At 48.2% G+C, this 9,285-nt stretch carries 12 protein-coding genes and 1 tRNA gene; 12 read left to right on the top strand and 1 reads right to left on the bottom strand.

Annotation, left to right across the window (positions count from 1 at the left end; translation table 11 throughout):
* Positions 1 to 135 precede the first annotated feature (135 nt).
* The 12 genes from CAGA_RS11145 to CAGA_RS11200 all read left to right on the top strand — a co-directional run bounded on the left by CAGA_RS11145 (position 136) and on the right by CAGA_RS11200 (position 8,926).
* On the top strand, positions 136 to 1,197 hold the full coding sequence (locus CAGA_RS11145; protein WP_135660809.1) for an FAD:protein FMN transferase: 1,062 nt from the start codon (positions 136 to 138) through the stop codon (positions 1,195 to 1,197).
* 9 nt (positions 1,198 to 1,206) lie between these two features.
* On the top strand, positions 1,207 to 1,575 hold the full coding sequence (locus tag CAGA_RS11150; RefSeq protein ID WP_135660811.1) for a NusG domain II-containing protein: 369 nt from the start codon (positions 1,207 to 1,209) through the stop codon (positions 1,573 to 1,575).
* Between the two features lie 6 nt (positions 1,576 to 1,581).
* Entirely contained in the window at positions 1,582 to 2,112 is a 531-nt protein-coding gene (locus CAGA_RS11155; protein ID WP_135660813.1) for a Gx transporter family protein, read from the top strand.
* 21 nt (positions 2,113 to 2,133) lie between these two features.
* Complete coding sequence (gene rsxC / locus CAGA_RS11160) at positions 2,134 to 3,453, top strand: electron transport complex subunit RsxC (RefSeq protein ID WP_135660815.1); 1,320 nt, start codon at positions 2,134 to 2,136, stop codon at positions 3,451 to 3,453.
* Positions 3,453 to 4,409 carry an RnfABCDGE type electron transport complex subunit D gene (locus CAGA_RS11165; RefSeq protein WP_135660817.1) on the top strand — a complete coding sequence of 319 codons (957 nt, stop codon included), beginning with the start codon at positions 3,453 to 3,455 and terminating at the stop codon, positions 4,407 to 4,409. Before rsxC ends, CAGA_RS11165 begins: the two co-directional genes overlap by 1 nt.
* The gene (locus CAGA_RS11170) at positions 4,399 to 4,953 is read left to right on the top strand and encodes an FMN-binding protein (RefSeq protein ID WP_135660819.1); all 555 of its coding nucleotides are present in this window, start codon (positions 4,399 to 4,401) and stop codon (positions 4,951 to 4,953) included. Before CAGA_RS11165 ends, CAGA_RS11170 begins: the two co-directional genes overlap by 11 nt.
* Before the next feature lies 1 nt (position 4,954).
* A complete protein-coding gene (locus tag CAGA_RS11175; RefSeq protein WP_135660821.1) occupies positions 4,955 to 5,644 on the top strand; it encodes an RnfABCDGE type electron transport complex subunit E in 690 nt (229 codons plus the stop codon).
* Positions 5,641 to 6,249 carry an electron transport complex protein RnfA gene (locus CAGA_RS11180; RefSeq protein WP_207669579.1) on the top strand — a complete coding sequence of 203 codons (609 nt, stop codon included), beginning with the start codon at positions 5,641 to 5,643 and terminating at the stop codon, positions 6,247 to 6,249. Before CAGA_RS11175 ends, CAGA_RS11180 begins: the two co-directional genes overlap by 4 nt.
* A gap of 12 nt (positions 6,250 to 6,261) precedes the next feature.
* Positions 6,262 to 7,059, top strand: a complete 798-nt coding sequence (locus CAGA_RS11185; RefSeq protein ID WP_135660824.1) for an RnfABCDGE type electron transport complex subunit B — start codon at positions 6,262 to 6,264, stop codon at positions 7,057 to 7,059.
* A gap of 117 nt (positions 7,060 to 7,176) precedes the next feature.
* Positions 7,177 to 7,263: transfer RNA gene (locus CAGA_RS11190), tRNA-Leu, on the top strand.
* A gap of 397 nt (positions 7,264 to 7,660) precedes the next feature.
* On the top strand, positions 7,661 to 7,876 hold the full coding sequence (locus tag CAGA_RS11195; RefSeq protein WP_135660826.1) for a hypothetical protein: 216 nt from the start codon (positions 7,661 to 7,663) through the stop codon (positions 7,874 to 7,876).
* 657 nt (positions 7,877 to 8,533) lie between these two features.
* The gene (locus CAGA_RS11200; RefSeq protein ID WP_135660828.1) at positions 8,534 to 8,926 is read left to right on the top strand and encodes a pyridoxamine 5'-phosphate oxidase family protein; all 393 of its coding nucleotides are present in this window, start codon (positions 8,534 to 8,536) and stop codon (positions 8,924 to 8,926) included.
* A 96-nt stretch (positions 8,927 to 9,022) separates the two neighbouring features.
* On the opposite strand, the gene CAGA_RS13010 is transcribed toward CAGA_RS11200, so the two are convergent.
* Positions 9,023 to 9,142 carry an IS3 family transposase gene (locus CAGA_RS13010; protein ID WP_135660841.1) on the bottom strand — a complete coding sequence of 40 codons (120 nt, stop codon included), beginning with the start codon at positions 9,140 to 9,142 and terminating at the stop codon, positions 9,023 to 9,025.
* Positions 9,143 to 9,285 lie beyond the last annotated feature (143 nt).

Below are 9,285 nucleotides of genomic sequence, written 5' to 3' on the forward strand. Positions count from 1 at the left end.
CGAAGTCATCCGCCAACATAATGCAGGCAGATGACTTTGTTATATCTGGCACTACTTTTCGGAGGCTAACAAGTGCTTTGTTATTGCTGGACTTTCCATAAATTCGTGGTATAATCTACCTACTGGAGGTTAAAAATGTATAAAGAAAAAAAGCTGGCTTATCTGCTTTTTGCCGTCTTGATTGTAGTTATCGCCGTACTGGCCTGCATCCTCATAAAATCCAATCAAAAACCGGTCAGCTACGAATGCACAAATTACGCGATGGGAACCTATGTGCAGCAAACCGTTTACGGCAAAAACAGCCAACAGGCCGCCAAAGCAGCAGCGCAAAAAATCGGCGAACTGGAAAATTTGATCTCATGGAGGCGTAGTGATTCCGACATCACGAAGCTGAACCAGGCATCCGGCTCCGACTGGGTTTCGATCGATCCAAAAACGGCGGCAATCCTTCAAAAAAGCCTTGATGTTGCCGATAAATCGTATGGAGCATTTGACCCCACCATCCTCCCGGTTTCCTCTCTCTGGGATTTCGGCGGTGAAAATCAGCATCTCCCCTCCAAAAAAGAAATTCAAAAATATTTAAAATATGTAAATTACAAAGAGCTTCGCGTGAATACGCAGGAATCCACCGCCTCGCTGAAAAGGCACTATATGGCCGTTGACCTTGGTGCGGTTGGAAAAGGCGCAGCATGCGACGAAGCGGTTGCCGCCTACGAACAGGCGGGCGCGGATAGTGGAATTATTGCGGTTGGAGGCAGTATAGGCGTATTCGGCACAAAAAAGGACGGAACACCTTGGAATATCGCCGTACGTGATCCACACAGCTCCGAAACGCAGAGCGCTTCTCTGGGAGCGATTGATCTTCGTTCCGGCTATGTCTCAACCTCCGGCACATACGAAAAGTACTTTACAAAGAATGGCGTTACCTACCACCATCTGCTGAACCCGAAAACCGGATACCCGGAAAACAACAGTCTGGTATCCGTTACGGTCGTATGCGACAACGGCGCGCTGAGCGACGCGCTCTCAACCGCCTGCTTTGTGCTTGGACGCGAAAAGGGAGCGGAACTTTTGAAGAAATATAACGCCGGGGGGATTTTTATTACCACGGATGATAAGATTTATTTGACCAAAAACATGGAAAATACCTTCACCCTATCCGATCGGAAATATTCCCTCGTTAAAAGCGGGGTATAACACACCATTATGATATTAAAAAAGAAGGATCTGTTTTTAATCGCATTCTTTCTTTGCCTTGCAGCTGTCCTGCTTCTTTGCTTTAACAAAAATGCCGGGACAGGAATTGCTGTGGTTGAAAGAAACGGTACGGAACTTTACCGCTTTGATTTAGGAAAACAAAAAGGCACGCAGGTTATCGACTTGGGCGGCGAATACCACGTCAAACTCCTAGTGGAACCCGGTGCGATTTCGTTCCAGCATTCCGACTGCCACGACCAGATCTGTGTGCGGACAGGCAAGCTTTCAAAGCCGGGGCAAGCCGCAGTTTGCCTTCCGGCAAAAATTTCCGTCCGAATTACAGAAGGTCAAAAAACAATTGACGCATTTACAGGGTAATAAAAAATGAATCATACGACAAATCTGAATCTATCCCCACGCACGCGGAGCATTGCCTTTAACGGCCTTCTAACGGCGCTGGCTCTTGTTTTATCAGCAATCGAGCTGACGCTTCCCCCTCTGCCGCTTCTGCCTCCGGGTGCAAAGCTGGGGCTTTCCAATATAGTAACCATGTACGCGACGGGAGCGGTTGGACTGGGTCCCGCCCTTTGTATTGCCCTGATAAAAGGGCTGTTTGCCGGTGTAACCCGCGGGTTCACCGCTATGCTCATGAGCCTTTCCGGAGGCTTGCTCAGCACGCTTGTTATGTGGCTGTTGCTCCGTGTGAATGGCAGCCCCTTCGGGCTGATCGGGCTGGGGGTAGCCGGTGCGCTTTCCCACAATGCCGCGCAGCTTTTCGTCGCTTTTCTTTTAACCACACCAGCCGTTCTTTATTACTTACCCTGGCTGATTCTTTTCGGCGTATTGTCCGGAATTGTAACCGGGCTTGTCCTTCGCGTGATGATGCCGTTACTAAATAAATTTACGATAGATTGATTTTGTTTGGAGGTAAGAAACATGGAATTTTCTTCGAAACATCGCGGTGCAGATGTTCCTCATCGGAAAAGTACCGCGCAGATGGAGTCATCCATCCTTCCGCCACCGGGACAGGTTATTCTTCCAATGCAGCAGCATGCAGGCGCCCCCTGCAAACCCTTGGTGAAAATCGGCGACGAAGTTCTGGTCGGGCAAAAAATTGCGGACAGCGATGCCTTTATCGGTGCGCCGATCCACGCAAGCATTTCCGGAAAGGTATCGGCGATTAAAAAGCTCATGTTACCCGGCGGACAATATTCCGAAGCGGTGGTCATCGATTCCGACGGCGAGATGAAGGTTTCTCCGGAGGTACAGCCTCCGGTTATTAAATCGCCGGAAGATCTTGTAAAAGCAGCGCGGGAGTCCGGATTGGTGGGGCTTGGCGGCGCCGGGTTTCCTACGCATGTGAAGCTGAACGTCCCTAAGGATAAAAAGCTGGACACCTTGATTATTAACGCCGCCGAGTGCGAGCCTTACATAACGGCGGACAACCGGGAAGTTCTTGAGAACACCCAATCCATATTTGACGGGATTTCCGTTGTGCGGCATATGCTGAAAATCGACCGGGTAATCCTTGCCATCGAAGATAATAAACCGAATGGCATTCAAAAGTTAAAGGAGCTTGCAGACAGCGAAAAAAATGCGGAAGGCAGCGTCCACATCTTGACGCTGCCTTCGCGATACCCGCAGGGAGCGGAAAAGGTTCTGGTAAAAGCCTGTACGGACCGGGAAATCCCCATGGGCAAACTTCCCGCGGACGTTGGCTGCTTGGTTATGAACGTCACATCCGTGGCTTTTCTGGCAGATTACATAAAGACAGGCATGCCGCTGATCAAAAAGCGCGTTACGATTGACGGTTCCGCAATTCAGAAGCCACAAAACGTGATTGTCCCCATCGGCACCAAAATTGGGGATGTCATCCAATTCTGCGGCGGTTACCGGGCCGAACCAAAAAAACTGCTGATGGGCGGCCCCATGATGGGGCTTTCCCTTCCGGATGACTCGTTTCCTATTTTGAAACAAAATAACGGAATCCTTGCGTTTGACGAGCGGGAAGCGCGGATGAATAAGCCTACCTCCTGCATACGCTGCGGCCGCTGTGTGAACGGCTGCCCAATGCGCTTGATTCCTACCCAGCTTGAACGGTATTCGAATGCAAAGGATATTGAGAAACTCCAGGAGTACGACGTAATGGATTGTATTGAATGCGGTTGCTGCGCATTTAACTGCCCGGCCAATCGACCGCTTGTACAGGCAATCCGGCTGGGCAAAGCATTGGTAAAAGCAGGAGGGAAACATTAATGGCGGAAAAAATGATCGTATCCTCATCTCCCCATATCAAAAGCGGTATTACAACTCGAAAAATCATGCTTGACGTGATCATTGCGCTAATTCCGGCGGCAATCGCATCCGTCATTCTGTTCGGACCGAAGGCGCTCCTTCTGATTGCCGTTTCGGTAGCGTCCTGCGTACTGAGCGAATATATATCCCGTAAGGTTATGAAACGGGAAAATACCATTGATGATTTAAGTGCAGTCGTGACCGGTCTTCTGCTTGCCTTCAACGTACCGGTGGGCGTAAGCCCGTTTATCGTCCTGTTCGGGGGCGTGGTCGCCATTGTCGTTGTAAAGCAGATGTTCGGCGGTATCGGACAGAATTTCGTGAACCCGGCTCTTACAGCAAGAATTATCCTAATGTCCTCGTTTCCATCCGAAATGAGCACATGGAACAAACCATTTTACTATATGCAGACGACGGCGGACGCGATAACGACCGCTTCCCCGCTCGGTATCCTGAAAGAAGGTACAAACGGCACCATGCCGACCCTGCTGAATATGTTCGTCGGGGTTCGTGCAGGCTGCCTGGGCGAAACCTGTGCGGTTGCTTTGATTTTAGGCGGCATTTATCTTGTCTGCCGCAAAATCATAAGCCCCATGATTCCGATGTGCTACATTGGCACCGTTGCCGTTCTCTCCTTAATCTCCGGCCGGAATGTTGCGTTTGACATTCTAGCGGGCGGCCTTCTTCTCGGTGCGATCTTCATGGCCACCGACTATGCCACCTCCCCTATTACCTTCAAGGGAAAGATTGTTTACGCGGTTGGCGCCGGGATAATCACTATGCTGATCCGGATATTCGGCCAGCTTCCGGAAGGTGTATCCTTCTCCATTATTTTAATGAACATCATGGTTCCGCACATTGAGCGTTTAACACGCCCGCGTGCTTTCGGGAAGGAGCGTGTGGTAAATGAAGGTTGACGTAAAAAAGATTCTCAAACCGGCCGCTGTACTATGCGCAATCTGTATTGTCATCGCGGCTTTGCTTTCCGTCACCAATTGGATGACGCAGGATAAAATCAAACAAATCAACGAGGAAACAACCGCTGCTTCCCGCGCGCTTGTCCTTCCCGGGGCGAAGCAGTTTGTGGATTCCAAAAATGGAACCTACGCTGTCGGCAAAAACGGCAATGACGTCTTGGGCTATGTGTTTACAACAAAGACGAAAAGCTACGGCGGCGATTTGAAGGTGATGACCGGCATTGATAAAAACGGAAAAGTGACCGGCGTTGTGCTGCTGACCATCAACGATACGCCCGGACTTGGCCTGAACGCGCAAGATGAAAGCTTCCGTAACCAGTACCTGCAAGAAGCCCCAGAAAAGGGATTCAAGCTTGTGAAAAATGGAAACGCCGGAAAAGGCCAGATTAACGCTATGACCGGCGCGACGATCACAAGCAAGGCGGTTACAGAATGTGTAAACGAAGCCGTTGCGCAGTATCAAAAGATAAAGGAGGGCAAATAAAATGGCGAAAACTCCGTGGCAGGAATTCAGCAAAGGCATCATTAAAGAAAACCCGGTGCTGCGCCTTGTCCTTGGTACCTGCGCAACGCTTGCGCTGAGCACCTCCGCAAGCAACGCGATCGGCATGGGCCTTGCAACGACTTTTGTGCTGGTTTGCTCAAACACGGTTATTTCCCTGCTTCGCAAGGTAATTCCCGACAAGGTGCGCATTCCCTGTTACATCACGCTGATCGCCGGATTCGTTACCATTGTTCAGATGCTGGTGGAAGCCTATTCGCCCAGCCTGAAAGCAGCGCTCGGCATTTTCCTCCCCCTGATTGTTGTAAACTGCATTATTCTTGGCAGGGCGGAAATGTTTGCGAATAAAAACAATGTGCTCCCGTCCATTCTCGACGCTCTTGGCATGGGCGTAGGATTTACCGCGACCCTGCTGGTTATGGGTATTATCCGGGAACTCCTCGGCGCGGGAACCGTCTTCGGATTTCCGATTACAAGGGGCTTCATTTCCCCGATTATTATCTTCCTGCTCCCTCCGGGCGGATTCTTCGTTTTCGGCATGCTGATTGCCCTTGCAAACAAACTTGCTGCCGGCAAGGGGGAAGCGCCGGCGGAACTCGGCTGCCAAAGCTGCCCGCTTTGCGAAAGCTGCTCCAAACTGGCAGAAAAAGAAAAGGAGGGTGCTAAGAAATGATAAAAAGCCTACTTGCTATCTTTCTGGCCGCTATTTTAACGGAAAACTATATTCTTAATAAATTCCTTGGCATCTGCCCCTTCCTTGGCGTTTCCAAAAAACTGGATACCGCCACCGGCATGAGCGTCGCCGTAACCGTTGTCATGGTAATTTCCACCGCGGTTACCTGGCCGATCTATACCTATGTTTTGGTTCCGTTAAACCTTGCTTACCTGAAAACCATAGTGTTTATTCTGATTATTGCCGCACTCGTCCAGTTCATTGAAACCGTTTTGAAAAAATATGTCCCCTCCCTTTACAACGCGCTTGGCATTTACCTGCCCCTGATCACCACCAACTGTGCGGTTCTCGGTGTAACCATGCTGGTAATTGAAAAAGGACAGGCCGACCCCAGCTTTGGATTTGTGCAGTCACTAGTGAACGCATTCGGTTCCGGCATCGGCTTTTTGGTCGCCATGGTGCTTTTTGCGGGTATCCGCGAGAGAATCGAGAATAACGACATTCCCAAATGCCTACAGGGCCTGCCGATTACACTGGTCGCCGCTTCGCTGACAGCCGTATCGTTCCTTGGCTTTCAGGGACTTGTCGACAAGATGCTGGGTTAGGAGATGCTGTAAATGAATGAAATACTGATTCCAATTTTGATCGTTGGGGGAATCGGGCTGCTATGCGGGCTGATTCTGGCGTTTGCCTCCATTGTGATGGCTGTTCCTAAAGATGAAAAAGCGGAAGCCATCCGCGATTTGCTTCCCGGCGCAAACTGCGGCGCCTGCGGTTTTTCTGGTTGCGACGGCTACGCGCAGGCGTTGGCGGCCGGAGAAGTGAAGCCGGGGTTGTGTCCGGTCGGTGGAACCGCTGTTGCAAAAAGCATTTCGGAATACCTTGGCTGCGAATCCGACGAGATGGAGGAAAAAGTCGCAACCGTTCATTGCCTTGGCAGTTACGATAATACCAGTAACAGGGTTGAATACGAAGGAATTGAAACCTGTGCGGGTGCGTTAAGTGTTGCCGGCGGCCCCACAAGCTGCCAATTCGGATGTTTAGGTTTCGGAGACTGTGTAAGGGCCTGTCAATATAATGCCATCAGCGTCTGCAATGGCGTGGCCAGAATCGATCCAACACGCTGCAAGGCCTGTTCCATGTGCATAAAAGCCTGCCCGAGGCATCTGATTTCCTTTATTCCCGCCAAAAAGCAGGCGGTTGTCCGCTGCAAGAACTGTGACAAAGGCACCCAGACGAACAAAGTTTGTAAAATCGGTTGCATCGGTTGTAAGAAGTGTGAAAAAACATGTCCGCATGACGCTATCCATGTAAAAAATTCCATTGCGGAAGTTGACCCGCAAAAATGCACGGGATGCGGCGAATGTGTGGGCGCTTGCCCAAGGCATTGCATTACCCTCTTTAATGCAGATTGATAAGTATATAAAGCAGACGGAGCCTCCCCTTCGGGGTGCTCCGCTTGTTTTCGATTAAATTAAAAGTATGTATTGATTTTTCCGTCGATTTATTATATAATATTATTCGTTGTTCACGCCGGTGTGTCGGAATTGGCAGACGAGACAGACTCAAAATCTGTTATCCGCAAGGGTGTGTGGGTTCGAGTCCCACCACCGGCACCATCAATATGTACGCCAACTTCTACGGAAAAGCTTCCGTCAGGGTTGGCGTATATTTTTGTCACAAATTCATGAATTGGCAGACCGGCCGAAATCATGGGCGGCTTTCGCTGTTTCCCTTGGCGATCCGCTTCCGAAACCCTTTGCAAATATTTCATTGGAAATGCCCATCTGTGTATGCTGACCCCGGAGCGAGTTCCAATCGACAATGTTCCCGTTGAACCGAGCTGGCCTCCATCGCAAATAGCTTTACAGTCCGAGAAATACTGGAGTTTTTTGAAAATAGAAATTGCTCAACTTCATTCTCAAACTCTGCTGCATTTTTATTTTGGTGTTAAATAGTGTGAAAAAAATACAAATTTAGTATTAAATTGCAAAAATTGAAAGCTTGGGATACAATATGAACAGTAAAACAAAATATGCAGAAATTAAGGAACTGGAAAATACAGAGAATATTACGATGAGCAGCACAAGATTAAGGATGATCTTGATTTCTGGATTGATTATGACTTTTATGATGACGGTAGACAGCAGCATTTTTAATGTCGCCCTGCCGAAATTGGCAAAAGCCCTGAACGTGCCGACCAGCCTGATTGACTGGACATGCACTGCCTAAATGATAAGTATGTGTACGTTTGCACTTATTTTTGGAAAAATATCTGATATCATCGGAAAACGAGAATTTTTCAGGCAGAAACGGTCATCTTTACCGTTGGATCCATGCTGTGCAACCTATCCGAGTTGCAATCTTGGCATTATTAGTGAGACTTATCCTACCGAGAATCGAACAAAAGCGCTCAGCGGCGTTTTCTCGGCAGTGGTCTGGGAACGTTGGTCGGGCCGATTGTGGGTGGTGTTATTTAAATTATTTCAGTTGACAAGTCATCTTCCTGATTAACCTGCCGAAGTCTCGGGTCGCTGCGTTATCTAGGCGTGTTAATTGGGCTGACGCTTTCTACTTGTATCCTTTATGCCTTGATGTCTTATAAGGCAGGCTACCCGATGAAAAGTTTCCCGAATGACCAGCCGGATTTCTTTATTTACGAGCTACGCTATGTATTTATTGGTTCGTGTGTGATTTTGTGGGTGGCAACTTTCCTCATGTTAAGGCAACATATAAAATCCAAAAAACATCAGAGTACAATTATAAATTACAACTAAGCTCAAATGGGCTGAACTTCCAGTTCGAGGCAGTTTAGCCAATTCGGATACAAACGCCGATTGTGCGGTACATAAACCGTATAAATAAATTATTTATTAGGAGGAAGTTCTCATGGATAAAACGTACGAATTCTTAAAGAAAAGCGGTACTTACTATCTGGCAACCATGGATGGTGATCAGCCAAGAGTACGTCCTTTCGGCACGATACATCTTTTTGATGGAAAACTCTATATTCAAACCGGCAAAGTAAAAGACGTATCAAAGCAAATGCATATCAACCCAAAGGTTGAAATATGCGCATTTATGGACAGAAAGTGGATTCGGGTATCCGCTACTGTGGTAGAAGACCCGCGAACTGAGGCTCAAAAGAGTATGTTAGACGCGTATCCGTCACTTCAAGGAATGTACAAGGCGGGAGATGGCAATACAGAAGTCTGGTACTTAAAAGACGCTACATCGACTATTTCATCTTTTACTGAAGAACCAATCATTGAAAAATTCTAACTGACATAAAACAAATAGTTACTCCCCCGGTACTGATGGACTGTTCCCGATTGAACAGACAAAGAAATAAAAGCCCTGTCGCAGAATAGCTCAGATTTAGGCGGTCTTGCTCCGTATTTCGGACGGAGTGAGGCCGTTTTTCATGTTAATACGCTCATAATTGTAAAATTGCACATATTCAGCTACTGCCTGTTCAACTTCAGGATAAGGTACAATAAGTTTCGCAAATTAAGGCTATGTCAAGAGAAGTTCGCAATTTGGGGACTCCACGAAATGAATTAAGCTGCGCTTAGCAGAAGTGTCTGAATCGATTTGGGATTCAAATATGCTCTGGAAACGGACCAGTCTTCAGCGTATTC

The sequence above is a fragment of the Caproiciproducens galactitolivorans genome (genome assembly GCF_004768785.1).
GTDB lineage: Bacteria > Bacillota > Clostridia > Oscillospirales > Acutalibacteraceae > Caproiciproducens > Caproiciproducens galactitolivorans.

What these genes read in the sequence shown, in the direction of transcription:
- CAGA_RS11170 (WP_135660819.1), top strand. Translation starts at nt 4,399, where the DNA reads ATGAAGGTTGACGTAAAAAAGATTCTCAAACCGGCCGCTGTACTATGC.
- CAGA_RS11155 (WP_135660813.1), top strand. Translation starts at nt 1,582, where the DNA reads ATGAATCATACGACAAATCTGAATCTATCCCCACGCACGCGGAGCATT.
- CAGA_RS11150 (WP_135660811.1), top strand. Translation starts at nt 1,207, where the DNA reads ATGATATTAAAAAAGAAGGATCTGTTTTTAATCGCATTCTTTCTTTGC.
- CAGA_RS11165 (WP_135660817.1), top strand. Translation starts at nt 3,453, where the DNA reads ATGGCGGAAAAAATGATCGTATCCTCATCTCCCCATATCAAAAGCGGT.
- CAGA_RS11200 (WP_135660828.1), top strand. Translation starts at nt 8,534, where the DNA reads ATGGATAAAACGTACGAATTCTTAAAGAAAAGCGGTACTTACTATCTG.
- CAGA_RS11145 (WP_135660809.1), top strand. Translation starts at nt 136, where the DNA reads ATGTATAAAGAAAAAAAGCTGGCTTATCTGCTTTTTGCCGTCTTGATT.
- rsxC (WP_135660815.1), top strand. Translation starts at nt 2,134, where the DNA reads ATGGAATTTTCTTCGAAACATCGCGGTGCAGATGTTCCTCATCGGAAA.
- CAGA_RS11175 (WP_135660821.1), top strand. Translation starts at nt 4,955, where the DNA reads ATGGCGAAAACTCCGTGGCAGGAATTCAGCAAAGGCATCATTAAAGAA.
- CAGA_RS11195 (WP_135660826.1), top strand. Translation starts at nt 7,661, where the DNA reads ATGAACAGTAAAACAAAATATGCAGAAATTAAGGAACTGGAAAATACA.
- CAGA_RS11180 (WP_207669579.1), top strand. Translation starts at nt 5,641, where the DNA reads ATGATAAAAAGCCTACTTGCTATCTTTCTGGCCGCTATTTTAACGGAA.
- CAGA_RS11185 (WP_135660824.1), top strand. Translation starts at nt 6,262, where the DNA reads ATGAATGAAATACTGATTCCAATTTTGATCGTTGGGGGAATCGGGCTG.